Genomic DNA, 25,043 nt, shown 5'->3' on the forward strand with positions numbered 1-25,043 from the left:
CTCCTGTTCTTGTTAAGGAACGATTATCTCCGAGATTGTTGCGAATGGTATACTTTTGTGTTGCGCGCCAACTGGCAGGGACCACCTTGCCGCGCCCTGGAGATTTTTATGACCTGGATTATCCTCATCATCGCCGGCCTGCTCGAAGTGGCCTGGGCCATCGGCCTGAAATACACGGCAGGCTTCACCAAGCTGATGCCCACGCTATGGACCTTGAGCGCCATGCTTGGCAGCGTCGGCATGTTGGGCCTGGCGCTGCGCACGCTGCCGCTGGGCACCGCCTACGCCATCTGGACTGGTATCGGCACGGTTGGCACCGTCATCTACGGCATCGTCATGCTCGATGAACCGGCCAGCGCCATGCGCCTGGCGTGCATCGCCATGATTATCGGCGGCATCATCGGCCTGAAACTGACCAACGCTTAAAATTCAGGGTTGGTGCGGGTCAGGTAATACCATTCTCCGCCAGCGACCGCTGCGCTGTCGGGAAACAGCATGCGGCCGTCGAACCCGGCCAGCACCGGTGTGCCATCGGCACGTTTGCCAATGCGCTCGCCTTTGGCAACGACATCGAAGCTGCGCCACGGCCGCGAAAACCTGTCGTCGGCCGAGATTTTATCGACCACCGCCACCATGCTCAGCGCCTCGATGGCGTGCGGATCGACGGGCGCCGGTGGCGGGCCATTGGTCATGCCCAGGAAGGCGAGCGTGTTCAGAATGGCGCGGTACGCCACCTCGGGCGCTTGCGGATCCTGGTGCTGGCCGCATTCGAGCGTGAGCGCATAGCCGCCGGTGCTGCGCATGTATTCGGTAGTGCCCATGCCGTAGCGCAGCACGGTCTCGATCTGCTGGGCGTCGTCCAGACGGCGCCGCACGCCGTCGCCGTATGTGCGCAACCACCCATCGACAAACCGCCGCACGCCAAGATGGCGCGCAAGCGCGCGCTCGGCCTGTTCATGCTGGAACGGTTCCAGCGGGCCGGTGTTGTTGCGCGGGCCGACCATGACGAACGGTTCACTGGGCGCGTTGAATGAATGCAGGTCGAGCAGCACGTCATGCTGCGCCAGCAGCGGACACAGCCAGTTGGCGAGGTGGTCTTCGTAGTCTTGCGGCGTGCTGGTGGGGAACAGGTGGCGATTCAGGTTGCGGTCGCCGTTGCGCGTGCTGTTGGCATACGCGAGCGGGTTGGCGATCGGGACGAAGGTGACCAGGCCGCTGCGGAGCGACAGCGTGCCGCTGTCGAGTTCGGCCATCACGCGGGTGATGGCCTCGGTGCCGCAGCGTTCGTTGCCGTGGACAGCGCCGGTGATCAGCAGACGTGGGCCCGGATAGTTGCCGTATTCGTGACTGACGCAGCTGGCAAGAATATCGGTTCTCATCGGGCCTGGTGCCTCGTTCAGGTTGGTTCTGGTTCGTTTTCGACTTGCGGATCGTGCGCGAATTCATGCTGATTTTCCGCCTTGAACTTCAGCGTCACATTCAACGTGATTTTTTCGCTGTTGGCATCGCTGAAAGTCAGCTGCTTGCCACTCACACTGACGATGGCAGCGCTCAACTGGTTGTTGTCTTCCGGTGTTACCGACATCCCGGTAAACACGATATCGACTCCGCCGGTATCTACGATCTGGTAATTGATCACGGTATCGGGTTGGGTGATGCGGGGAATCGACGGCGCCGTTTCCACCTTGTACTCGCCCGCGACCGCACCAGGTTTTACTTTGACAGAAATATTCAAGAATTGGGTGGAGGTGATCAGTTTTGACATGAATTTTACTTTCTAGTGGTTGGAAAGGTACTGCACGTAGTCGGGATCGCGATAAGCCATCGCTTCCAGTTTTTCTCGAGCCGAGATGGCCAGCTCCGATTGGCCCAGACAATGGATCGCTTTTACCCACGGCGATAACAGTTTGAAGTCGTTGCTGCTGCCTATGAGCGACGCATACATGTCGCGCACCGTTTCGCAATTCTTTTTCGCCGTGGCCGGATCAGTGGTCTTTAGCAGGTCAGCTTGCAAAAGCAGTGCTTTTGCCAGAGCATTTTTGACGGCCATGTCCGAGTTGCCCGGCGTCTGCAATGCCTGCAGTGCCGTGATGGCGGGCTGCAGGCTGGCCAGTGCCTTCGATGACCGCCCGATCCTGGTTTCAGCCGCCGCCTTTATATAGCCGAGCTCAGACCGCATGGTCTTCAGCGCCACGCGTTTCGGATCGAGCACGATCAGGTCATCGAAACGTTGTCCCAATACTTCAATTCTGTCGAGCGAAGCGGCGGCATTTTGATCCGTAAGGTTCGCTTCGATCAGTTTTAATTGGGCAAAGTGCAAATTGCGCTGCCAACTGCGGTTGCTGGCATCGCGGTTGACTATTTGTTCCAGCAAGGTCTGTGCGTTTTGCAAGTCGGTGCCGCTTGCGGCGAGTTCGCCCCGCGCGCGCTTTACTTCAGCCTGATGCGACCAAGCCGATGACAAGCGGTTGAGCCATAGCGCTTCCGACGGATACCTGTCGCGTAAGTCTTGCAGTAAGGCCAGTTCCTGGCGGTACAAATCTGTAGCCTGGTCAAGTTTTCCGGTCTGCATATTCGTTTGCGCCAGCCACGACAGACTGTCGGCAAGATCGGCCTGCAGTTGCTTGTTCTTGGGCGACGCATTGTAGGCGCGGGTCTTTAATGCCAGCGAGGCGGCAAATTCTTTTGCGGCCAGTTCCACGTCGCCCCGGCGTAGCGCCACGCTGCCGATGCTGTTATGCGCGTACGACTGTTCGATCCAGACATCGATGCTGGACGGGGAAATGACCGCTTGCCGCTTGCTGTAATCACGGTAGTGCTCGAAGAACCGCTGCGCACCGTCGAGGTCTTTGCGATCGAGATCGATCTTGCCCAGCCAAAATGCATTTTCGCCCGCGCTTTTCAACACCGCGAGATTGTTCGGGTCGGCCTTTAATTGATGCGATAGGATGGTGCTGCCAGCGCGCAGCGCGGTGACAGCGCCATCGCTGTCGCTGCGCGCGTACCTGACTTCCGCAATGATTTGCAGCGACTTGGCGCGCTGGGTCAGGGCCACGGTGCTGTCGTTGTTATCGACATGGTGCGACAGGTAAGCCAGTGACCGCGTGCTGACGCTGTCGAGCAAGTCCAGTTTGCCGAGGGGTCGCAATTTTTCCACAAATTCGCCCAGCATATACGTCATCATGCCCTCGGCTTCGGTACGATGCTGCTCCGCGAGCACGCGGGAAGCATGCGCCGACAGGCCCAGGCCACCGGCGAGCATCACCAGGAAAGTCATCATCGCCATGATGCCCACCCGCAGCCGCTCCGTGCGCCGGGCACCGGCCAATGACGAATCGATAAAGCTGCGCTCTGTTGCCGTAAAGTTGAACAGTGCCTTGCGTACCAGTTCCCGCGCCTGGTTCGCCTGCGTGCCTGACGGCAGCAGCATGTCGCGCTTGCGGCCGCTGTCATGCCAGCGCCGCGCCTGGGCGCTGATGCGACTGCGGGTTTGCAGCGCCTGCCGGTGTTCATCCACCCACGCCACCACGCGCGGCCAGCGCCGCAGCAGTGCTTCGTGGGCGATGCCGAAGGCCGGGGCGCCGCCGTGCAGGTCGCTCACGAATAAATGGGCATCGACCAGCGCCTGCAACAGTTTGGTTTCGTCGCCGTTCGATACATCGGACCAGGGCACGCGGCGCGCGGTGACCGTGGCTTCGTCTTCCGCCACCAGCACCAGCCGCGACAGCAATTGCGGAAGGGCGGCGATCTGGGCGGGGCCCAGGCTCGATATCACCTGCTCGGCGCGGGCGCCGATGGCGCCTTCCAGGCCGCCCATCTGGTGGAACGCGGCATGCGTCAGTTCGCCGGCCGGGGTGCGCTGGCGATACAGCTCCTGCAGACAGTATTGCAACAAGGGCAGGGTGTCGGGGCCGGCCTTGGCGGCGTGGCACAGCAGGTCGTCCAGCGCTTCGCCGTGCTCGTCCACCGTGTAGCGCAGCTGCGCCACCTGCGCCGGGTGGCGCACGATCTGGGCAATGTCGGCGCTGCCGGGCGGCGCCAGGTCGAAGTGGCCGCCGCGCAGCTTCATGTTCATCAGCGCCGGATAGACGGTCAGGTGCGGGTAAAAATCGTTGCGGCAGGCCAGGACCAGCAGCATGCAGCCGGAGCGTGCCAGCTGGTCGAGCACATTGATGAAGACGACCCGCTCGGCCTCGGTAATGTGCGGCAACCGGAACACGGCTTCGAAGCGGTCGATGAACACGGCCAGCCGCAGCGCCGGCAATTGCGCCTGTAAATGGGCGATCAAGCCCGGCAAATCCTGCTCCATGTATTGGGCGAGGGCGGTGGCGCTGGTGTTCCGGAACAGCAGCTGGCCATCGATTTCGGCGTCGAGCAGGGTGCTGGCCAGGGTTTCCAGCAGGCCGGACTGGCCCATGTCGGCGCAGTCGATCTGCACTTGATCGGTGATGGCAAGGCCCGCCTCGGCCGGGGCCGCGCCCGTTTTTAGGGCGGGAATCAAGCCGGCCTGGATCAGCGAGGTCTTGCCGGCGCCGGACGGTCCCAGCACCAGCACCATCGCGCAGGCAGCCTGCACCTGGTCCACCACGACCTGCACCAGGCGGTCGACGCTGAGCTTGCGGCCAAAGAAAATCGCCGCGTGCTGTTCCTCGAATGCTTCCAGACCACGGAACGGCGAGGCATGGGTCCAGCTGCCCTGGCTGACGTCGTCTTCATAGCTGAGCTCTGCAACCAGGCGGTAGCCGCGCTTGCGGATGGTCTCGATATAGCGTGGCTCGGAGGCCGAATCGTCAAGCGCCCGGCGCAGCTGGGTGATGATTTTATGAACCGCGTTGTCGCTTGCCGGGGAGTCGCCCCAACAGGCGTCGAGCAGGGTCTCGGCGGAAATCACCGTGTGCGGATGCCGCGCCAAATGTAACAAAACATCCATCGCGCGCGGCTCGATCTGCCGGCTCAGTTCACCCGAGTTGAGCGTATTGGTGGCGGGATCGACACGCCATTGACCAAAACGGAAGCTCTTATGGTTCAAACTAACCTTCTACGAAAAAATAAAACGCCAATTAATCAGAGACTTATGCCAGGGAAGGTTTCCAGAAGGCGGTTTTGATGCCGCCCGGGTAAAGTTCTTTCATCGCTGCATCATTTTTGAGAATATAACATTAAGCTGGAGAAACTATTAAACATTCTTCTTCCACTGTTGCGTTAAGTGTGACATCGGCGCGCCGCGCGCCGTTTGCCGCCAGCGTGCCGCACGCCAACGATGTGCGTGCCGAACTGCACCGGATCGCGGTCAGCCGCACCTTCGCCTACGCCGGTTCCAGCTGCCAGTTGCTCGACTACCTGGTGCGTCACCGAGACGAGCAGCTGTACAACGCTTACTCGATCGGGGTCGAGGTATTCGGCCGCTCGGCCGCTGACTTCGATCCCGCCGACGACCCCGTGGTCGGGCTGCAACTGGTGCGCCTGCGCAGCAAGCTCGCCCAGTACTACGTCGGCGAGGGACGCGGCAATCCGTTGCGGATCCGCGTGCCGGTACACGGCTACCGGGTGCGCATCGAGCGGGTCGAGCCGGCGGCACTGCCTGGTCCGATGCCACGCCTGCGGTCGGTTCCCGCGCCTTCATCCACCATTCCTACTGGAGCACCCATGGTTGTCCTCACCGGCGTGAAAGCCGCTTTCGAACTGACGCAGCACGCGATATCAATCAAGCAACAGGGGATCGATTTTGCCATTCGTTACTACAGCCATAGCGCGAGCAAGAATTTGTCGATGGCCGAAGCGCGGGCGCTGACCGATGCCGGCATCCACATCGGCGTGGTGTGGGAGACTATCGGCGCCCACCTGCATTCGTTCAGCCGGGCGCAGGGCATGGCCGATGGCGCATCAGCGTATTTGATGGCACAGTCGGGCATCACCCAGCCGTCGGGCTCGGCCATCTATTTCGAGGTGGATTGCAATCCCAACTCGGACGATATCGCCGGTCCGATCACGCGCTATTTCGAAGGTATCAACCAGGCGTTCAAGGCGGCACGGCCGGGCGAGCCGGTGTACCAGGTCGGCGTGTACGGCTCGGCTGCGTGTTGCGAGGCGATGGTCAGTGCCGGCCTGGCGACGCTGAGCTGGCTGGCGCCGGCGCCGGACAAGACCCAGCCGGCGCCCGATGCGTCGAAGTTCGAGTCGTTCAACCTCAAGCAACTGGCGCCCGCAGTGCTGCCGGTTGACGACGGCCGCCGCATCCACGTCGAGCTGGCGCGCAGCAACGAGGGTTTTCCTACCGGCTTTTTCCAGATTCTTTAATTAAAAACCTAGGCCTGCATGTCGATGACGTCGAACGGCGACTGGGTGGAGGAGAGGAACGCCATCACGCTGCGGGCCCGTTCGCCGATGTCGTCGTGGCGGGTGCCGGCCACCTGTGCGCGGAGGCCGGGGATTACTTCGGTGATGTGGGCGCTGTCGTAGGCGTGTACCAGTTGCACGGCCAGCTCGGTGGCGCGGCCGCGGTTGTGGCGCATGCGTTCTTCCAGCACGGCCAGCAGCGCGCGCTGCATGCGCGGCGTGGGATTGTCGATCTGGCCGAACACCAGCGGCGTGTTGGTAATCGCTTCGCACAGCCGGTGCTCGATCTCGTCGGGTTTGACGTAGGAAGCGATGTCGAAGTAGGCGCCGTTCCAGCGCGTGCGCTCATACGGATGGCCGGGCGGGAAGGACGATACGGTTTCAAAACCGAGCATGTAGCTCAGCTTGCGCAGCCATTTCAGGAATAAGGGATTCATCCGCGTATTTTATCCCGAGACAGCCTGTTTCAATGCTGGGCGGTCTTGGAAAACACGTTCATCACCACCACGCCGGCCACGATCAGTCCCATTCCCAGCAGCGCGGGCGTATCGAGCTTCTGTCCGAACACCAGCCAGCCCACCAGCGCGATCAGCACAATGCCCACGCCCGACCACACCGCGTAGGCGATGCCGATCGGGATGGTGCGCAAGGTGAGCGACAAAAAATAGAAGGCGATGCCATAGCCCACCACCACCAGCAGCGATGGCAGCAGCTTGGTAAATCCCGCGCTGGACTTGAGGGCCGAGGTGGCGATGGTTTCCGAAACGATGGCGATGGCAAGGAAAAGCCAGTTTTTCATGGTGTGCTCCCGAGGTTGTTGCCGCATTATGCACGGCGCCCCGGTAGCGCACCAGACTGTTCAGAACCGGCAAACTGTGCGCACACGCCGTGCACCACCTTCATCAAGCGTGCGCTTCTTCGCCCAGTTTGCCGCCCCGGAAGTCTTCCACCGCCTGGAATACCTCGGCCTGGGTGTTCATCACGAACGGGCCGTATTGGGCGATCGGCTCGTTCAGCGGTTTGCCGGCCACCAGGATCAAACGGCTCGCTTCCAGCGCGTGGACGTTGATGCCGTCTACGCCTTCGGTGTTGGCCAGGATCGCCATGCGGCCGGCCGCCACGTCCTTATCGCCCACCCTCACCGTACCGCGATAGACGAACACGAATGCGTTATGCCCGACGGGCAGCACCTGGCTGAACGATGCGCCGGCCGGTATCTCGACGTCGAGGTAAATCGGTTTGGTCACCTCGCGCTGCACCGCGCCCGCCACGCCATGGCTGCTGCCGGCAATGACCTTGACGTTGACGCCGGCGGCGGTGACAAAACGCGGCAGCTCTTCGCCGTTGAAGTCGCGGTACCACGGGTCGCGCAGCTTGTCCCTGGCCGGCAAATTGAGCCACAACTGAAAGCCTTCCATCCGGCCTTCCTGCTGCTCGGGCATCTCGGAGTGGATCACGCCCCGGCCGGCGGTCATCCATTGCACGCCGCCGTTGGTGAGCAGGCCCTCGTTGCCAGCGCTGTCCTTGTGGCGCATGCGGCCTTCCAGCATATAGGTCACGGTCTCGAAGCCCCGGTGCGGATGGCTGGGGAAGCCGGCGATGTAGTCGTTGGCTTCGCCGCTGGCGAAATTGTCGAGCATCAGGAACGGATCGAGCCGGCGTTGCAGCGGCTGCGTGACCACGCGGTTGATCTTCACGCCAGCGCCATCCATCACGGACTGGCCGGCCAGCACGCGTTCCACGCCGCGTTCACGGGTGACGGTATCACTTGCTACGTTGTTCATGGCGCTGCTCCTTTTTTAACGTTGATGACAAGGTCGATTACACCAGCACGGCGTTGATGTCGGCGTCGGCCTGCGCCTGCGCTTTTGCTACGGCTTCGGGACCCATGCCCAGGCCTTCCGCGTACACGAACTGCACATCGGTCATGCCCAGGAAGGACAGGAACATTTTCAGGTGCGGCAGTTGGGTGTCGCTCGGACCATCGCGGTGCAAACCGCCACGGGCGATCGCGACATACACTTTTTTACCGGTGACCAGGCCGATCGGACCGGTGGCGCCGTATTTGAACGTCACGCCGGCGCGGGCAATCGCGTCGAACCAGGCTTTCAGCTGCACCGTGATGCCGAAGTTGTACATCGGCGAACCGATCACGATGGCATCTGCCGCCTGCACCTGGGCGATCAGGGCGTCGTCAAGCGCCACGCGGGCCGCTTGTTCGGCGGTGCGCTGGTCGGCCGGGGTGAACAGCGCTTGCAGCGCGGCTTCGTCCAGCACCGGGTGCGGTACGGCGGCCAGGTCGCGGCGCGCCACGGTGGCGCCGGGATTGGCGGCCTGCAGTTTGGCGACGATGGCGTCCGCCAGGCGGGTCGATTCGGAACCGGTGCTGCGGGCGCTGGAGTTGATTTGCAAGATGTTCATGGTGGGGCTCCTGTATTGGTTGTGCACTGCGGGTTGTGTGCTGCGATGGAGTTACTTTAATCGTTTCAAAACCAATGCGGAATCCCTTAAAATGGATAACATTCATCCACCAGTGGAACAATCATCATGGATATCGATCCCGCCGACCTGCTGCTGTTCGCCCGCATCGTCGAATGCGGCAGTTTCAGCCTGGCTGCCGAGCGCGTGCAGTTGCCCAAGTCCACCGTCTCGCGCCGCATTTCCTTATTGGAGGCGCACCTGGGCGAGCGCCTGCTCCAGCGCACCACGCGCAAGCTGATGCTCACCGAGTTCGGTTCGAGCCTGCTGGAGCACGCGCGCCGCGTGGCCGACGAAACCGAGGCGGCGGGCGCGCTGGCGCAGCACCGGCAGGGCGCGCCGAGCGGCTTGCTGCGGGTATCGATGCCGGCTGATTTTGCCAACCTGGCGCTGAGCGAAATGCTGGCGACGTTCCTGCAAAAATATCCGGCGATCTCGCTGGAGCTGGATTTGTCGCCGCGCCGGGTGGACCTGGTGGCGGAGAACTACGACCTGGCGATCCGCATGGGCGACTTGCCGGACGATGCCACGCTGGCCGCGCGCCGTATCCTGGGCAGTTCGCTGGCGCTGTACGCCGCGCCCGGGTACGCCAGCGTGCGCGGCCTGCCCGAGCATCCCGACGACCTGTTCCGCCACGACGTATTGAGCTTGCCGCCACGCTTGAACGGCCTGGTACGCTGGACGCTGGAGCGCGGCAAGGTGCGCTGGGAGCGCGAGTTGCCGGTGCGGGTGCTGGCCAATTCGCCGGAACTGGTGGTGCGCATGGCCAGCGTCGGTATCGGCATCGGCGCCTCCACCGAGCCGATTGCGCGGCCGTACGTGGAGAAGGGCGCACTGGTGCGGGTGCTGCCCGAGTGGTCGTTCCCGCAGGTGACCGCGTGGGCCGTGTTCCCGGGACGGCGGCTGATGCCCGCGAAGACCCGGGTGTTTATCGATGCGCTGGAAGCTACCTTAGGTTCCTAGTCGTCGCTGGCGGCAAAAGCCAGGCGCGCGAAGCTTGCCACGCAGGCCACGCCGGCAAATGCTGCGCCCAGCATCAGCGCGTAGCGGGTGCCGTTGGTGGCCGAGATGGTGAAGCAGTAGGCCACCAGCGCCGCGCCGGTGGCCTGGCCGGTCAGGCGCGAGGTGGCGACAATGCCGCTGGCGCTGCCCGCGCGCGACTTCGGTGCGCTGCCCATGATCGCTTTCAGGTTCGGCGCCTGGAAGAAGCCGAAGCCGATGCCGCACCACGCCATGCGCCAGCCGATGTCGAACGCGGTCGGCGCTGGCGGCAGCAGCAGCATCGCCACCAGGCCCGAAGACAGCAGCGCCAGGCCGATGCCGCCCAATACTCCGGGCGAATACTTGTCGCTCAGGCGCCCGGCGATCGGCGCCATCACCGCCACCAGCACCGCCCACGGCGTCATCAAGAATCCGGTCTCGATCGGCGAGCGGCCCAGCGTATGCTCGAAGAAGAACGGCAGCGACACGAACGCCAGCCCCTGCGCGGCAAACGTGCACATGGCGGTGAGCGACGACAGCGCGAACAGCGGCCGGCGGAACAGGTCCACCGGCAGCATCGGCGCCGTATGGCCGGCCTGGCGCCGCAGCAGCAGCACAAAAAACAGCACCGTCAGCGCGATCTCCGGCACCAGCGTGTGCCAGTCCTGCAAGTGCGCGCCTTCACCAAACGCCAGGATCAGGAGGCCGAAGGCGAACATGTTATAGACGACAGTGAGCACGTCGATCTTGTGGCCGGCCAGCGCGGTAGCGGGCAGCGCGCGGCGCGCCATGAAAATCGCCACGAGCCCCAGCGGCACGTTGATGGCGAACAGCCAGGGCCACGAGGCCACCGCCAGGATCAGCGACGCGGCAGTGGGGCCGATGGCAAACGACGTGGCCACCACCAGCGAATTGAAACCGAAACCGCGCCCGGCCAGCTTGGCCGGATAGATCGCCCGCAGCAGCGCGGTATTCACTCCCATCAGCGCCGCGCCGCCCACGCCCTGGAACAGCCGGGCGACGACCAGCGACGGCAGCGACCAGGCCAGCGCGCACGCCAGCGACGCAAGGGTGAACAGGGCCATGCCGAAGATGGCCACCTTGCGGTAGCCAATCACTTCACCGAGCGCAGCGAACGGCAGCAGGGTGGCGACCATCGCCAGCTGATAGACATTGATGATCCAGACCGAGGCGGCCGGGGTGGCGTTCAGCTGCTCGGCGATGGCCGGCAGCGCGGTGTTGGCGATTGCCGTGTCGAGCGAGGCCATGCCCACGCCGATGGCGACCGACAGCATGGCCCAGCGCCGCGCATCGGGCGGCAGGCCGTCGCGGTCGGCCAGGGAGGTGGTGGTCATACGAATCCGATGCTTGGGTGACTGAGCCTGCCATTGTCGCAAAAAAGCGGCAGCCTTGCAGGCGGCGGCCTCAGTCGGCAGCAGCGGCGGTGGACGAGGCCTGCAAATCAGTGCACGCCTGGTCCAGCGCCGCTTCCACTTCCACCAGCATGCGCGCCACGTGGTCGATGCGGCCGGCGTTCGCTTCCGCTTCGAGTTCCGCGCACAGCGCGTGCAGGTGGTTGGAACTGAGGTAGCCGGCGCTGCCCTTCAGGGCGTGGATGGCGGCGGCCGCCGCTTGCGCATTGCCGGCGCTGACCGCCGCGCGCGCAGTGCGCAGGCGGCGCGGCGCTTCGTCGAGGAAGGCGTCGGTGATGCGCTGCAAATGCTTGTGCGACAGGCCGGCCAGCGGCATGATCTGCACCGCCTTGCCGGCGCCGGCGTCGCTACCGTCACCATCACCGCAGGCCGCCGGCGCAACGCCGAACTGGGCGTCGAGGTCCGCATGGCACGCAGATGGCAGCTGCGCCGGATCGACCGCGCGCAGTTGCCGTCCACGCGCCAGGTGCAGGGCGATGATCTTTTCGATCTGGTCGTACAGCAGGTGCTCGTCCACCGGCTTGCTAAGGAAACCGTCCATGCCCACGCCGAGGTAGCGCGCGCGGTCATGGTCGCTGGCGTTGGCGGTGAGGGCGATGATCGGAATCGACCGATCGCGCATGCGGTAATCCTCGTTGCCGCCGGCGCGGATCAGGCGCGTGGCCTGCTCGCCGTCCATCATCGGCATGCGCCCGTCCATCAGCACCAGGTCGTAGTCCGATTCGGCCAGTGCATGCAGCGCCTGCAGGCCGTTTTCCACGATACGGATGTCGTGGCCCATGTTCTCGAGCAGCGTGCTGACGATGATCTGGTTGGTGCGCACGTCCTCGGCGCACAGGATGCGCAGGCGGTAGGCGTGGTACTCGCGGTGCGGCCCCGTGTCCGGACCGGCCAGCGGCGCGGCGCCCACCGCCAGCGGCAGGGTAAAGCTGAAGGTCGAGCCCACGCCCACCCGGCTTTCGGCGGCGATGGCGCCATCCATCAGCTCCACCAGCTCCTTGCAGATGGCCAGTCCCAGGCCGGTGCCGCCGTAGCGGCGCGTGGTGGAATGGTCGGCCTGTTCGAATTTCTGGAACAGGCGCGGCAGGGTGTCGGGCGGGATGCCCGGACCGGTGTCGATGATTTCGAAGCTGACGCTGGTGAGACCGGCGACCGGATCGAGCGCGGAAGCATGCAGCCGAACTTCGCCGCGGTCGGTAAACTTGATGGCGTTACCGAGCAAATTGAGCAGGATCTGGCGCAGGCGGGTGGGATCGCCGCGCACGAAGCGCGGCAGGTCCGGCGCCAGTTCGCAGCGCAGCAGCAGGCTCTTGGCATCGGCCTGGCCTTGCAGGATGCCGATGGCGTCGTCGATCAGCGCGATCAGGTCGAAATCCACGGTTTCGATCGACAGGCGGCCGGCATCGATCTTGGAAAAGTCGAGGATGTCGTTGAGGATGGCCAGCAGCGATTCGCTGTTTTGCAGGCCGATGCGCAGGTATTCCTCGGTCCGGCCGCGCACCGACTGGTCGCGCATGGCGAACTTGATCATGCCGATCACGCCGGCCAGCGGGGTGCGGATGTCGTGGCTCATGGCCGACAGAAAATCGATGCGATGGCGGCTCACCACCTCGGCGTGTTCCTTGGCCTCGGTCAGCTCGGCCGTGCGCTCCTGCACGCGTTGTTCCAGGGTGTTGCGCAGCAGGCGGATCTGGTCGGCCAGCGCAAACGCCAGCAGCACGCCATCGAGCGTGCCGCCCAGCAGCGTAAAGAGCTGGGCGTTGGTCACCAGCGCCGGGATCAGGCCCACGTTGGCCGGCAGGATCACCAGGCTCGGTAACAGCAGCGCCAGGAAACCGAGCACGAAGAAGCGCGCCGGCTGATAGCCCCGGCGCCACACCACGATGCCGGTCACCAGCGCCATCGACACCCAGATCGCGATGACGACGGTGGCGATGGTGTGGGCGTAGCTGAGCGCCAAAAAGCACGAGGGCAGCGTCAGCAAGGGCAGCACGATGTTGACGCGGCTGAGCAGGAACAGGCGCGGCGCGGTCTCGCGCAGGCGCAGGAAGCTGGTGTAGAACAGCGTGCTGATCACCGGCAGCAGGAAGAACGGCACGTAATGCCAGTGCAGGTCGTGCCAGTCGAACATGTCGGCCGACAGGTGGAAGGTCATGCCCCACGCCACCGCGTAGCACAGCACGTACAGCGAGTAGTACAGCGACGAGCGGTCGCGCGTGATCGAGTAGATGAAGAAATTGAACACCGTGAGCGCCAGCAGCGCGCCGATGGAACCGATGATCATGACGTTTTCGCGCGCCACCAGGCGCTGGTAGTCGCTGCGCGGCAGCGCGGTAAACATCGGCGTGCGCGCGTAATAGGGACTGGAGAAGCGGATCAGCACCGGGTAGCTCTTGCCCGGTTCGAGCTGGACGTCCTTGCCGTAGTGGAGCAGGTAGTCGTGCGGCTGACGGTAGCCGGTTTTCAGCAGCCGCACCGTGCCGTCGGGCTGATACAGGTAGATGTCCACCACGTCGATCAGGGTGTCGTTGGGATCGATGACCCAGTCGGTCAGCACGCCGTCGTTGCGCAGTTCGGCCACCAGCCAGTAGCCGCCGCCCAGTAAATCCACCTTGTCCGCAGGCCGCAGGCCGGCCACCAGCGCCGGCAGCGCACCGGCACTGGCTGGCGCCAGTTCGCCTTCGTCCAGGTAGAGTTTACCGGTGCGAGCGATATCGATGCCGGCGTGGGTGAGACCAATTTGCGGCAACGCCGGCGCCTGCGCGCGCGTCGGACCGGCAATGCACAGCGCGGCCAGCAGCAGCGCCAAGATGCGTAACAATAGCAGCGGCGACGACAGGTGGCGGGGGACTTGGCCCGCAAAGGCGCTCAGCGCGTGGTACATCGTGCAAGCTTTGGTTATTGATATGTAGGAATGTCGGCCGCCGTTGCGGAGGCAGGAATTCGGTCATTTTATACGAGAACATGTTGTTTTCAGAAAATATGATGTAGTTGTGACATACCCATGCGACAGCTATCATCATGGGTTCCAGCCTTTATCGAGCCTTCACATGTTAATTTCGCCAGAACAGTTCATCGGTTTTCTCAGTGCCGCCTTGCTGATTACGATCTCGCCCGGCCCGGACAACCTGATGGTGCTCAGCGTGGGCGTCTCGCGCGGCCGCCGCCAGGGCATGGTATTCGGCATCGGCTGCGCGCTGGGCTGCCTGAGTCACACGGTGCTGGCCGCACTAGGCGTGAGCGCGCTGATCGCCGCGTCCCCTGCGGCGTTTGCCGCATTGAAGATCATCGGCGGCGCTTACCTGGTGTGGCTCGGCATCGGCGCGCTGCGCAGCCGTGGCGGAGCGCGCGTGGCGCAAGCCGGCTTGCCCGACCAAAGCCTGGGGCGGCTGTTTGCCAAGGGGTTGTTCGCCAATGCCATCAATCCCAAGGTGGTGCTGTTCTTTCTGTCGTTTTTGCCGCAGTTCGTGGTGGCCGACCGCGGCGATGCCAGCTGGCAGACCGCGCAACTGGGCTTGCTGTTCACGGGGCAGGCGGTGGTGCTGTTTTCGCTGCTCGGCTATTTTTCCGGCGCGGTGGGGGCGTGGATCAATCGCCACCCCGGCGCCGGCATGTGGATGGACCGGGTGGCGGGGGCGGTATTCGTGGGCCTGGGATTAAAACTGATTATTTCGAGATAGCGCGTGTTGATGTCATCACGCCGTCATGTTGAGGGGAGATACTGCACTTGCTCTTTCAAGTCTCTCCCGATTTGAAACCTTTCCGCCCGCGCCGTATGTGCCGCGGGCTTTTTTTTATCGCGCGATTATTTCGCCACCAACGTGAAGCGCAGCTCCATCCGGTCCTCCACCGCCATGGCGCCGCCCATCACCGAGAACGGCACCAGTCCGAAATCGGTCTGCTTCAGATCGACCGTGCCGCTCACCGTCAGGGTAGTGTTCTCGCGGGCGAACACCACCGGAATCTGGTAAGTGCGGGTGACACCGTGCAGGGTAATGGCCACGCGCAGCGGCTGGTCGTCGGCAATCCGTTCGGCGCGCACGGTGACCAGCGGGTAGCGGTCGGCGTCGAGCACCTTGGTCAGCATGTTGGTGCGGGTGCCGGCGACGGCTTCCGGTGACGGCTGTTTTTCCAGGCCCGCGACCTGGCGCAGCGCCGGTTCGTCCACCGTCATCTGGTCGAGGCGGAACTGGAACTGCGCGCGGTTGTCGGTGGGCGTGACGGTGCCGGTGATGGCGCGTGCGGCCACCACGTGGTCGTGGCCCAGCCGCGCCAGCACGCCGCCGCGCCGCACGGTGACGGCGATCAGCGAGTTGGCACTGTCGATGGCGAGTGCCCCCGCTGCGACAGCGCCTGGCGGCGCCGGCTCAGCGGGTGGCGCCTGCGTGATTGTCGCTGGCGCGGTGGCGGGCGTGGAAGGCGGCAGCGGCGAGCAGGCGGCCAGCGCCACGATGAACGTTGCCGCCAGCAGGTGCGCGCGCAGTGGTGATGTCGATAACATAGTTGTATGCATTGTAGTATCCGTCATTGGCTGGTCATATTGCCCGATTATGATGCGTAGCGCTGGTCCCAGCATCTTCCAGTTGGTCGCCGTGTCCAGGTTGGCGCGGGATTTCACGGAAAATCGCTCAGCGGGCTTGCCGGTGGCCTGTAACACCGGCACCAATTCAATCATCTCAATGCCCCCTCCCAACGGCAGGCTTCATCAAGTTTAATGAAGTCCTAAGCCTGTCTTTTCGATTAACTGGCAAAGTAATACCTGTAGCGCGCGGTTAAACCAAGCGCCCGGCTGCCGGACCTTCATTCCGGCACAAATTCAGTCCAGGCGGCGCAGACCAGCCGCCGGACCACCGGCCATCCCCACGCTTTCGAGCGTTTTGCAACCAGCATCACCTCACGGTGGCGCTGGTTTTTTTTTATGGTGGGGGCTCGCAAACCTGCTGCGCGGCCCCCGATGTTTCAATGGTGATGCGCCAGCCAGGCGTCGATTTCTGGCAGCCGCTCCTTGCGCACCTTGACGCGGTACTCGATCGAGGCGATCGCGATCTTGACGTCGCCGCGCGCGTCGGCGGCCAGGTGCTGGTCGGCGTAGGTGTTCAGTTTGGCCACCATGCCCGGATCGGCCGAGCGGCGGGCCAGGCCGGGGAAGAAGCGGCTGCGCGATGTGGCGTCGATCTTCTGTTCCACCTGCTCGCGGTGCGCCACCGCGTAGTCGAACGCCAGGTCCGGATGCTGATTGGCGACATGGCTGATCATGCTGGCGCTGTTGGTGGCGCCGGCTTCGTCGGTCAGCGCCAGGTCCAGCGCCCGGCGGGCCAGCGCCGGGTCGCGGCTGGAACCGAGCAAACCGTATTGCTCGGCCTTGACCATGGCGGATGTTTCGGCGCGCGCCTCGGCCAGCAGTGCATCCCAGGTCGCTGCATCGGCGTTGGCGGCGATCACGCCCAGGATCGGACGGCGCAGGGCCACCGGCATGGCGTCCTGATCGCTGTGGCGCAGCGCATAGCGGCGGCGCGCTTCGGCCAGCACCCCAGGGTCGCCCATGTCGCCGAGGGCGGCGATCAGCGTGGCGCGCAGGTTGGCGACCGGTGCGGCTTCGCCGGGGGCGGCAGTCCAGCCCACGCGCGCCAGTACCGGCGCCAGGCGCGCACGCGCAAAGCTGTCGAAGGCGGCGCGCTGTTCCGGCTTGCCCTCGTAGCTGGCGTGCAGGCCGGCCAGCGTGCCGGCGATGTCTTCCCACACCTGCGGCGCGGCTGCCACCGGCGTGCCGGCCACCAGTTCCAGGTAGCCGGGCGCCGGCATGTGGCCGGACATGCCCAGCGCTGCGGCATCGGCCAGCAAACCCATTTGATCGATGGCCGGCAGGTCGGCGAAGCGCCCGGCCAGCGCGGCGAAGCCCTTGGGCGTGTACAGCGTGCGGTAGTAGCCGCTCTGGCCGGCGTTCACCAGCACCGCGCCGCATTCTGGAAGCGTGATGGTGGTCTTGCCGCCGGCAACCACGGTGCGCACGGTGGCGCCCCCCACGGTTCCGGCGATGACCGGCACGCGCCAGCTCAAAGGTTTACGGGGGGCGTCGTCTTTGGCGAATTCGCCCTGGGTGAGGACGATGGTGGCCTTGCCGTTCCGGCACACGGCATCGGCCACGCGGATCAGCGGCACGCCCGGTTGCAGCGTGAAGTCGTGGGCGATGGCGGTGACCGGCTTGTGGGCCGCCTTTTCCACCTGGCGCCACAGGTCGTCGGACACCGTGTTGCCGTACGCATGCCTGGCGATGTACGCGCGCACGCCGTTGCGCCAGGCGTCCGCGCCCACGTACTCTTCCAGCATGCGGATCACCGCCTCGCCCTTCTGGTAGGTGATGTTGTCGAAGGCCTGGCTGGCCTGTTCCACGGTGGCGATGCGCTGTATCACCGGGTGGGTGGAAGCCAGGGCGTCGCTGGCCATCGCGCCTTCGCGCGTGTGCACCGCGCGCAGGTGCCAGTCCCATTCCGGGTGCAGGCGCGCGGTGGTGCGCGATTCCATCCACGATGCAAAACCTTCGTTGAGCCACAGGTCGTCCCACCAGGCCATGGTGACCAGGTTGCCGAACCACTGGTGGGCGATTTCGTGGGCGGCGGTGACAAACACTCCTTCGCGGTCTTCCTGGGTGGCGGTGCGCGGGTCGAGCAGGATCGCGTATTCGAAGGTAAAGATGGCGCCCCAGTTTTCCATGGCGCTGAAGAACTGGCTCTGGCCCGGCGCGCCGATGTTGTCCAGTTTTGGCAGCGGGTACTTGATGCCGAAGTAGTCGTTATACTCGCGCAGCACGGCGCGCGACGAGTCGAGCGCGAACTGGGCCTGGTTCAGCGTGCCGTTTTGCGTGATCACGCCGATCTCGGTGCCGCCTTCGGTCGTGGTGGCGCGCTCGAATTCTCCGAGGCCGAAGAACAGCAGGTAGGTGGACATCTTCGGCGACGTGGCAAAGCGCACCAGTTCGCGCCCGTCGGCCAGCCTGGTGGTGGCTGCCACCGGCATGTTCGATACCGCCATCTGGCCGGCAGGGATGGTCGCCTCCAGCGCGAACGTGGCTTTATAAAACGGCTCGTCCCACGACGGGATCACGCGGCGCGCTTCGGAGTTTTCAAACTGGGTGTACAGCGCGCGTTTGGCTGCGCCGCCGTTCTGGTAGTCGAGCGCAAACAGGCCGGCGGCCTGGGTGCCGATCAGGCCAGTGTACGCCAGTTGTAACTGGTAGCTGCCCGGTTGCAGCGTGCGGCCGAAGCGGAAGGTGGCGGTTTGCTGGTCGGCGTCGAGGTCGATGGCGGTGGCCGCTTGTGCCGGCTGGCCGGCGCCGGCGCTGAGCGCAGCGCTGGAAAACTTCAGGTCGGCGGCGTGGAGCACCAGGCTGTCGGTCGCCTGCGTGATATCGAGCGAGATGACGACGCTGGCGCTGAAGGTGCGGTTGGCGGCGTCCGGCGTGAGCGACACCGCGTAGTGCGTGGGCGCGGCATTGCGCGGGAGCTGGGTGGTTTGCCGGGCGGCTGGCTTGGCCGCCGCCGGCGCTGCATGGACGGCATGGGGGAGGACAGCGCCCAGGGCCAATGCCGCCGTCACGGCGATCGACATCAAACTGCGTTGCATGTATTTCCTTGTAATGGTTAATTCAGCCAGACCCTGAGCAGCGACAGCAGTTGTCCCACATCGACCGGCTTGCTGATGTAGTCCGACGCGCCGGCGGCAATGCATTTGTCACGATCGCCCTTCATGGCCTTGGCAGTAAGCGTAATAATCGGCAGCGAACGAAACCTGGCGATGCGCCGGATCGCGCGCATGGTGTCGTAGCCATCCATTTCCGGCATCATGATGTCCATGAGGACGATCTCGATGGACGGATCGCGCTCCAGCACCTCGATGCCATCGCGGCCGTTTTCTGCGAATGATACCTGCATCTGCTGGCGTTCGAGCAGCGACGACAGGGCGAAGATATTGCGCACGTCGTCATCGACGATCAGCACACTGCGCCCGGCCAGGCTGCTCTCGGCTTCGTGGACCTCTTCGAGCATGATGCGCTGGGATTCGGACAGGCTCGCCGGTGACCGGTGCAGGAACAGCGCCGTCTCGTCGAGCATCCGTTCGGGCGTGTCCGCTTCCCGGATCACGATGCCGTTGGCGCCGCGTTCGAGGCGCGCGAGCCGGTCGAGCTGCTTGCGATCGATGTCGCCAGCGGTGTTGACCACCACCGGCACGTCGCGCAGCACGCGGTCGGCAGCGATGGCGCCCAGCAGTTCGAAGCCGCTCATGTCGGGCAACGCCAGGTCCAGCACCATGCAGTCGAAGCGCCGCGCGCGCAGTGCTGCCAGCGCCGCCACGCCGGTATCCACTGCCGCGATGTCCAGGTCGGCGGCGCCGAGCAGCGCCACGGTGGCGTCGCGCCCGGTGGCGTCGTCAGTCACCACCAGCAGGCTGCGCTGGCTGCGCGCAAGGAAGGCGCGGATGCGCGCGAACAGGTCGCGCAGCGCTTCGCGGTCGGCCGGCTGGTACTGGTACAGGTTCAGGTAGAGGTACAGATAGGACTGGGCCCCCAGGCGCAGCGCCTGCTGCCGGTCGCGTTCCTGTTCGCGCCGGTTGGACAGTGCATGCACGGGAATATGGCGCGTGCCCGGATCGCGTTTCAGGCGTTCGAGCACGGTCAGGCCGTCGATGTCGGACAGGTCGAGGTCGAGCAGGATGGCCGAGGGCAGGTAGTCGCGCGCCAGGCTCAGGGCCGAGTCGCCATTGGCGGTCACCACGCCCTTGAAACGATGCGCGCGCGCCAGGTCCAGCAGCATCGCGGCAAGGCGCTCGTCGTCGGTGATGATCAGCACCGAAGGATCGCCGGGCGCCAGCAGCGCGCGGTCGTCGTGGTAGTCGCTCTCGTCTTCCGATTCTTCGTGGAGCAGCTCCGGCAGTTCCACGACTTGCATTGCCACGGCCTTGGGCGCCGGCGCCGGTTCCAGTGCTGGTTCGGATGCAACACAGCCGGCCCGATACCATGGCAGGAACAGGGTGAAGGTGGAGCCTCCGCCCAGCACCGATTCCACCCGGATCTCGCCGCCCAGCAGGCGCGCCAGTTCGCGCGAGATCGACAGCCCCAGGCCGGTACCGCCGTACTTGCGGGCGGTGGAGCCGTCGGCCTGCTGGAACGCTTCGAAGATCAGTTGCAGCTTGTCGGCGACGATGCCCACGCCGGTGTCGCTGACGGCAAACGCCAGCACCGCGTCGGCACGGCACAGGGCGGGAAGGTCGCTGGAATAGCCGCCGTCTGTCAGTCCGATCGTCAGCGCCACGCGGCCGTGGGAGGTGAACTTGAACGCGTTCGATAGCAGGTTTTTCAGTACCTGCTGCAGGCGCGTGGTGTCGGTCATCAGGGCGGCTGGCAGGTCGCCGTGCAGTTCGATCGAAAAGTCCAGGTGCCGGGCCTCGGCCATGTGGCGGAAGGTGCGCTCGACATACTGGTGCAGGTGCTCGAACCGGTATTCGGAAAACTCGAGCGTGACCGTGCCCGATTCGATCTTGGACAGGTCGAGGATGTCGTTGATGAGGGTGAGCAGGTCGGAGCCGGAGCCATGAATGGTGCGGGCGAATTCCACCTGCTTGTCCGACAGGTTGCCGTCCGGGTTGTCGCCCAGTTGCTGCGCCAGGATCAGCAGGGAATTGAGCGGCGTGCGCAGCTCGTGCGACATATTGGCCAGGAACTCGGATTTGTACCGGGACGACAGCGCCAACTGGGTGGCCTTTTCCTCCAGTGCCAGCTTGGCCTGCTCCACTTCGATGTTCTGTTCCGACAGCAGCCGCGCCTTTTCCGCCAGTTCCTGGTTGGTCTGCCGCAGTTCCTGCGCCAGCGATTGCGACTGCGTGAGCAAGGCCCCGGCCCGGCTGTCGGCATCCATTTTCTCACCGGTCGCCATGATCTGGTTGAGCGTATCCGCCACCTGGCCGGCCACCCCGGCGCCGCCGGACGGCATGCGCGCGGAAAAGTCGCCGTTTTTCAGGGCCGTCAGCGTTTGCAGCAACAAGCTGGCGTCGAGCTGGTCGTCCGGGCCGGTCATGGGGTTCATCAATGGGGATCCTCCGCTAGCCTTCGATCATACGCCAGCGGTCAGGTGCAGCGCCACGCGCACGCCGCCCACGCGCGCTTCGACCAGACCTGGTCCGGTCACGTCCACCGGCGCCGTGAGCGTGCCGGTAGTGATGACCGCACCGCGCGCAATGGTGATGCCACGGCGGGCGAACTCGCTCCACAGGAAGGCCAGGGCCGCGAAGGGCTGGGTGCGGTCATCGCCTTGCAGCGACCGGGCAATCACTTCATCGTTGAAGCGCATTTCGACGGGGGCCAGGAACGGCTCGGTGCGCGCAAGGTCCACGGCGTCGCCGCATACCAGCGCGTGAAAGCCCACGTTGTCGGCAGCAAAGCTGGGCTGGCCCACTGCCTTGCGGTCGACGAAGCGGCTGCGCACCACTTCGATGGCAGCAAATACCCGGTCCACCATGGTGTGGTCGAACGGTTCGTCGGCCGGCACCACGTCGCGCGCAAACGATACCGCCACTTCCGCCTCCAGCGTCAGCGGTGCGCCGGCGTGGATGGCCAGCGTGGCGCCGGCTTGCACGAGCCGCGACGGCACCACCGCGCCGATCAGCGGCACGGCCGGCAGTTCACCGCGCAGGCAGCGCGGCGATGCGCCAGCGATCTTCCAGCCGACCACCGGTTCGCCGCCCGCCGCCAGCACGGTGGTTTGCACCAGGTAGCCGTCGTCCACGGTGGCTGGACGTTCGTCCGGCGGCAGGGCCACCAGCAGTTGCGCCGTGCGGCCGGCTTCTTGCAGGCGCGCGGTGGCGGCAGCGGGGTCAAAGGTCTGGTCGGTCATGCGGTCTCATTTTGATTTGTTCAAACGAGTATCCTACATGATAGTGCAGTATGGCGGCCGAAGCCGCCATCGGGACTTTACATCCGGTAGTTCAATCCCAGCAGCACGGTGCGGCCGTAACGCGTTTGCTCGATGATGTTGGTCTCCACCTTGCGATAGCGGACAAATTCGGCATTGGTGAGATTATTCATCTGCAGCAGCAGCGACGCGCCTTTCAGCCAGCCGTTGCGGAACTCGTAGCCCAGTTGCAGATCGAGGATCTTCTCGCCCTTGATATACGTGGCCTGGCGATCGCCCTCGCTGGTCTGGATGTCGCCCACGAACGCCGAGCGGTAGCGCTGCGCCACGCGGCCCGAGAAGCCGTTCTTCTCGTAGTACAGTGTCAGGCCGGCCGTGATCTTGGACAGCCCTGGCAGCGGCATATTGCCCGAGCCGCCATCGGTGGTATCGGGCACGTTGAGCGAACTGGTGGTGTACGCATAGTTGGCGTACACGCCGAAGCCGTCGAGCCATTGGGTGGCAAGATTGAGCGGAATCGATGCCGACAGTTCCACGCCCTTGATGAAACCACCGCTGCCGTTGGTGGGCTGGACGAAGTCGCCGATGGGGCTTGGCAGCGGAATATTGGTCTGGCCCAGGTACGGCGTAAAGTCGAAATCGTTGTTGGTGATGTTGACGATGTAGCTGTCGATCTTCTTGTAGAACGCCGCTGCCGCCAGGTAGCCCTGCTTGTCGAAGTATTTTTCGTACGAGATATCGACAGCCTTGGCGCGGAACGGATCGAGCTTGGGATTGCCGCCGCCGCCCGAGTACACGTTCTTGGTCGTGTCCACGCCGAAGCCGTTACTAGCGCGCAGATCGTTCAGCGTGGGCCGCGCCATCACTTTCGATACCGCGAGGCGCACATTTTGCTGGTGGGAGAACTCGAAACCGAAGTTCGCGCTTGGCAGCACGTCGTGGTACACCTTGCCAGCCGTGATATTTGTGACGGGGCGGTTGGCATCGCTGTCGCCGCCGTCGCTGTCCACCGAATAGGCGCTCGAACTCTGGTCGGTACGCACGTACTGCAAGCCGACGTTGCCGCGCACGGGGATGCCGGCCAGCGTGCTGTCCACATTGAGCTTGGTGAACGCGGTGCTCACTTTTTCGTTGACGATCCAGTCCTTGTTGTAGATGGCCGGATTGCGTTTTTCGTTAAAGTCGTACACCGAGGTTGCCGCAGCTACCGGATCGAACACCAGTATCGCCACGCCGGTGTCGCCGGCATAGCCCACGCTGGCGTTGGGAATCGCGCTCGAGGCAAAGCGGTCGGCGCCGCCACCCTTGATGGTGCCGAGGAATTCGCGGAATTCGCGGCGCTTGGAGCGGTCCGAGAGGTTCACGCCCACATCGACGTTGGAGAAGAACAGGCCATCGGGCAGGTCGCGCTTGGCCGACAGCCGCACGGCCTTGATCTGGTCGGCCACTTGCGAATTCTTGATGTACGCGGCCTGGGTGTCGTTGCCGCCCCAGCCGGCGACGTCGGTCAGGCGGATGATGTTCGGATCCGAATAATTGAAGCCGGTGGTGAATTGCTGGCTGCCCGCCACGAAGTTCACCGAGTCGAACGCACCCACGGTGCCGTTGCCGGCGGTGCCGGCGTACGCTTCCACGATGTCTTCCTTGCGGGTGGCCTTGTTGTAGCTGAGGTCCAGCGTGGCCGACCAGTCCTGGCCCAGGCGCGCCGTGGTTTTCCAGCCGGCCGATTTGCTGGTTTCCACTGCCTTGTCACCCACGTTGGCCACGATCGCATGCACGTTGTTGAAAGTGCCGCTCACCACGTCGTTGCCGTTCAGGACCGCGTTGCTCAGCTGGCCCGGCGCTTCGTTCTGGCTGTCGGCGGCGATCCACCAGTCGTTCAGGCCCGCCTGCCAGCCGTGGCGCATGCCCGCGTGCTTGTACTTCGAGTAGAACAGGTCGAGCGTGCTGTTGAAGTCGCGGTTGGGGCGAAACTGCAGCACGGCCATGGCGCCGTCGCGCGAATCGGTCTGCTGCTGGGTCCAGCCTTCCACGCCGTTGTACGGCACGTTGACGGTAGCGCCGTTGTAGTCGAGCGTGCCCGCCCCCCACGACGAGAAGCGCGTGGTGGCGGCGCCATTGTCCTTCAGGCGCGCTGCACCCAGCGCGATACCGATGGTGCGGTTGGCGAACTGGTCGATGTACGATGCGCTCGAACGGGTGCCGTCGCCTTCCTGTTCCAGGCCCACGCCGCTTTTCGTCTTGCGGGCGTTGAGGGCGATGGTGCGCTTGCCGAAGTCCAGTGGGCGCACGGTGAGCATATCAGCGGTGCCGGCCAGGCCCTGGCCCACCAGTGCGCCGTCCGGGGTTTTGTAGATCGTCACGCCGCTCAGCAGCTCGGCCGGGTACTGGTCGAACTCCACGCCCCGGCTGTCGCCGGTCGATACCTGTTCGCGGCCGTTGAGCAGCGCGGTGGAAAAGTCGGGCGACATGCCGCGGATGCTGATCGCCTGCGCGCGGCCGGCGGTACGTTGCGCGGTCACGCCGGGCAGGCGCGCGATCGATTCGGCGATGCTGGCGTCGGGCAGCTTGCCGATGTCTTCCGCCGAAATCGCTTCCACGATCGAGTCGCTGTTTTTCTTGACCGAGATGGCATCCTCGATACCACGGCGGATACCGGCGACGACCACGCTGGTGATGGCGGGGGCTGCCGGTGCCGCCTCTTGCGCCGCCGGTGTTGCGGTCGGCGCAGCTTCCTGCGCAGTGGGGGCAGGGGCGGCCGCAGTTGCGGTCTCCTGGGCCCAGGCATTGCCGGCCAGGGTGGCGGCCAGCAGCGCGCAGGCGGCGGCGATCGGGTGTAGATGGATGCTTGGGCGGTGCGGGATGTTCATGTGGCTATCTCCAGTGTTATCGTTTTATAGGAAAAAAATGCGCA

Annotated in this window: 18 protein-coding genes; 4 read left to right on the forward strand and 14 right to left on the reverse strand. The window is 64.5% G+C overall.

Annotation, left to right across the window (positions count from 1 at the left end; genetic code table 11):
- The first annotated feature begins 108 nt into the window (after nucleotides 1-108).
- On the forward strand, nucleotides 109-426 hold the full coding sequence (gene sugE / locus F8197_RS02000; protein WP_152879590.1) for a quaternary ammonium compound efflux SMR transporter SugE: 318 nt from the start codon (nucleotides 109-111) through the stop codon (nucleotides 424-426).
- Here the strand turns inward: sugE and F8197_RS02005 are convergent.
- The 3 genes from F8197_RS02005 to F8197_RS02015 are packed head-to-tail and all read right to left on the reverse strand — an operon-like array spanning nucleotide 423 to nucleotide 5,029.
- Nucleotides 423-1,379: a succinylglutamate desuccinylase/aspartoacylase family protein gene (locus F8197_RS02005; protein ID WP_152879593.1), complete on the reverse strand. Its 957-nt coding sequence runs from the start codon at nucleotides 1,377-1,379 to the stop codon at nucleotides 423-425. The two genes, sugE and F8197_RS02005, sit on opposite strands and share 4 nt — an antisense overlap.
- A gap of 17 nt (nucleotides 1,380-1,396) precedes the next feature.
- Complete coding sequence (locus tag F8197_RS02010) at nucleotides 1,397-1,765, reverse strand: hypothetical protein (protein ID WP_152879595.1); 369 nt, start codon at nucleotides 1,763-1,765, stop codon at nucleotides 1,397-1,399.
- A gap of 12 nt (nucleotides 1,766-1,777) precedes the next feature.
- Nucleotides 1,778-5,029, reverse strand: coding sequence for a winged helix-turn-helix domain-containing protein (locus F8197_RS02015; protein ID WP_152879597.1), 3,252 nt, complete (start codon nucleotides 5,027-5,029; stop codon nucleotides 1,778-1,780).
- 179 nt (nucleotides 5,030-5,208) lie between these two features.
- Between F8197_RS02015 and F8197_RS29415 the strand changes: the two genes are divergently transcribed.
- On the forward strand, nucleotides 5,209-6,297 hold the full coding sequence (locus F8197_RS29415; protein WP_373996757.1) for a DUF1906 domain-containing protein: 1,089 nt from the start codon (nucleotides 5,209-5,211) through the stop codon (nucleotides 6,295-6,297).
- An 8-nt stretch (nucleotides 6,298-6,305) separates the two neighbouring features.
- On the opposite strand, the gene F8197_RS02025 is transcribed toward F8197_RS29415, so the two are convergent.
- The 4 genes from F8197_RS02025 to F8197_RS02040 form a co-directional block, all read right to left on the reverse strand.
- On the reverse strand, nucleotides 6,306-6,773 hold the full coding sequence (locus F8197_RS02025) for a hypothetical protein (protein WP_152879599.1): 468 nt from the start codon (nucleotides 6,771-6,773) through the stop codon (nucleotides 6,306-6,308).
- Nucleotides 6,774-6,802: 29 nt separating this feature from the next.
- Nucleotides 6,803-7,135, reverse strand: coding sequence for a multidrug efflux SMR transporter (locus F8197_RS02030; protein ID WP_152879601.1), 333 nt, complete (start codon nucleotides 7,133-7,135; stop codon nucleotides 6,803-6,805).
- Nucleotides 7,136-7,238: 103 nt separating this feature from the next.
- Nucleotides 7,239-8,120 carry a pirin family protein gene (locus F8197_RS02035; protein ID WP_152879602.1) on the reverse strand — a complete coding sequence of 294 codons (882 nt, stop codon included), beginning with the start codon at nucleotides 8,118-8,120 and terminating at the stop codon, nucleotides 7,239-7,241.
- A gap of 37 nt (nucleotides 8,121-8,157) precedes the next feature.
- Entirely contained in the window at nucleotides 8,158-8,757 is a 600-nt protein-coding gene (locus F8197_RS02040; protein ID WP_152879604.1) for an FMN-dependent NADH-azoreductase, read from the reverse strand.
- 126 nt (nucleotides 8,758-8,883) lie between these two features.
- On the opposite strand from F8197_RS02040, the gene F8197_RS02045 reads away from it, so the two are divergent.
- Entirely contained in the window at nucleotides 8,884-9,777 is an 894-nt protein-coding gene (locus tag F8197_RS02045; RefSeq protein ID WP_152879606.1) for a LysR family transcriptional regulator, read from the forward strand.
- Here F8197_RS02045 and F8197_RS02050 read toward each other — a convergent pair.
- Nucleotides 9,774-11,150, reverse strand: a complete 1,377-nt coding sequence (locus tag F8197_RS02050) for an MFS transporter (RefSeq protein WP_152879608.1) — start codon at nucleotides 11,148-11,150, stop codon at nucleotides 9,774-9,776. The two genes, F8197_RS02045 and F8197_RS02050, sit on opposite strands and share 4 nt — an antisense overlap.
- Before the next feature lie 70 nt (nucleotides 11,151-11,220).
- Nucleotides 11,221-14,112, reverse strand: a complete 2,892-nt coding sequence (locus F8197_RS02055; protein ID WP_152879610.1) for a hybrid sensor histidine kinase/response regulator — start codon at nucleotides 14,110-14,112, stop codon at nucleotides 11,221-11,223.
- A gap of 166 nt (nucleotides 14,113-14,278) precedes the next feature.
- Here F8197_RS02055 and F8197_RS02060 point away from each other — a divergent pair, with 166 nt between their 5' ends.
- Nucleotides 14,279-14,908, forward strand: coding sequence for a LysE family translocator (locus F8197_RS02060; protein WP_152879612.1), 630 nt, complete (start codon nucleotides 14,279-14,281; stop codon nucleotides 14,906-14,908).
- 125 nt (nucleotides 14,909-15,033) lie between these two features.
- On the opposite strand, the gene F8197_RS02065 is transcribed toward F8197_RS02060, so the two are convergent.
- The 5 genes from F8197_RS02065 to F8197_RS02085 all read right to left on the reverse strand — a co-directional run bounded on the left by F8197_RS02065 (nucleotide 15,034) and on the right by F8197_RS02085 (nucleotide 24,999).
- A complete protein-coding gene (locus F8197_RS02065; protein WP_227012017.1) occupies nucleotides 15,034-15,741 on the reverse strand; it encodes a YceI family protein in 708 nt (235 codons plus the stop codon).
- Between the two features lie 446 nt (nucleotides 15,742-16,187).
- Nucleotides 16,188-18,848 carry a M1 family metallopeptidase gene (locus F8197_RS02070; protein ID WP_152879614.1) on the reverse strand — a complete coding sequence of 887 codons (2,661 nt, stop codon included), beginning with the start codon at nucleotides 18,846-18,848 and terminating at the stop codon, nucleotides 16,188-16,190.
- 17 nt (nucleotides 18,849-18,865) lie between these two features.
- Nucleotides 18,866-21,304: a response regulator gene (locus F8197_RS02075; protein ID WP_152879616.1), complete on the reverse strand. Its 2,439-nt coding sequence runs from the start codon at nucleotides 21,302-21,304 to the stop codon at nucleotides 18,866-18,868.
- Between the two features lie 27 nt (nucleotides 21,305-21,331).
- The gene (locus F8197_RS02080; RefSeq protein ID WP_152879618.1) at nucleotides 21,332-22,111 is read right to left on the reverse strand and encodes a hydratase; all 780 of its coding nucleotides are present in this window, start codon (nucleotides 22,109-22,111) and stop codon (nucleotides 21,332-21,334) included.
- 77 nt (nucleotides 22,112-22,188) lie between these two features.
- Complete coding sequence (locus F8197_RS02085; protein WP_152879619.1) at nucleotides 22,189-24,999, reverse strand: TonB-dependent receptor; 2,811 nt, start codon at nucleotides 24,997-24,999, stop codon at nucleotides 22,189-22,191.
- Between the last annotated feature and the right edge of the window lie 44 nt (nucleotides 25,000-25,043).

This window comes from Duganella sp. FT27W (assembly GCF_009295655.1).
GTDB classification, from domain to species: Bacteria; Pseudomonadota; Gammaproteobacteria; order Burkholderiales; family Burkholderiaceae_D; genus Rugamonas; species Rugamonas zoogloeoides.

Bases quoted from the DNA above. Each gene is read 5' to 3' on its own strand.
- sugE (WP_152879590.1), top strand. From the start codon at position 109: ATGACCTGGATTATCCTCATCATCGCCGGCCTGCTCGAAGTGGCCTGG.
- F8197_RS02005 (WP_152879593.1), bottom strand. From the start codon at position 1,379: ATGAGAACCGATATTCTTGCCAGCTGCGTCAGTCACGAATACGGCAAC.
- F8197_RS02010 (WP_152879595.1), bottom strand. From the start codon at position 1,765: ATGTCAAAACTGATCACCTCCACCCAATTCTTGAATATTTCTGTCAAA.
- F8197_RS02025 (WP_152879599.1), bottom strand. From the start codon at position 6,773: ATGAATCCCTTATTCCTGAAATGGCTGCGCAAGCTGAGCTACATGCTC.
- F8197_RS02030 (WP_152879601.1), bottom strand. From the start codon at position 7,135: ATGAAAAACTGGCTTTTCCTTGCCATCGCCATCGTTTCGGAAACCATC.
- F8197_RS02035 (WP_152879602.1), bottom strand. From the start codon at position 8,120: ATGAACAACGTAGCAAGTGATACCGTCACCCGTGAACGCGGCGTGGAA.
- F8197_RS02040 (WP_152879604.1), bottom strand. From the start codon at position 8,757: ATGAACATCTTGCAAATCAACTCCAGCGCCCGCAGCACCGGTTCCGAA.
- F8197_RS02045 (WP_152879606.1), top strand. From the start codon at position 8,884: ATGGATATCGATCCCGCCGACCTGCTGCTGTTCGCCCGCATCGTCGAA.
- F8197_RS02050 (WP_152879608.1), bottom strand. From the start codon at position 11,150: ATGACCACCACCTCCCTGGCCGACCGCGACGGCCTGCCGCCCGATGCG.
- F8197_RS02055 (WP_152879610.1), bottom strand. From the start codon at position 14,112: ATGTACCACGCGCTGAGCGCCTTTGCGGGCCAAGTCCCCCGCCACCTG.
- F8197_RS02060 (WP_152879612.1), top strand. From the start codon at position 14,279: ATGTTAATTTCGCCAGAACAGTTCATCGGTTTTCTCAGTGCCGCCTTG.
- F8197_RS02065 (WP_227012017.1), bottom strand. From the start codon at position 15,741: ATGCATACAACTATGTTATCGACATCACCACTGCGCGCGCACCTGCTG.
- F8197_RS02070 (WP_152879614.1), bottom strand. From the start codon at position 18,848: ATGCAACGCAGTTTGATGTCGATCGCCGTGACGGCGGCATTGGCCCTG.
- F8197_RS02075 (WP_152879616.1), bottom strand. From the start codon at position 21,304: ATGAACCCCATGACCGGCCCGGACGACCAGCTCGACGCCAGCTTGTTG.
- F8197_RS02080 (WP_152879618.1), bottom strand. From the start codon at position 22,111: ATGACCGACCAGACCTTTGACCCCGCTGCCGCCACCGCGCGCCTGCAA.
- F8197_RS02085 (WP_152879619.1), bottom strand. From the start codon at position 24,999: ATGAACATCCCGCACCGCCCAAGCATCCATCTACACCCGATCGCCGCC.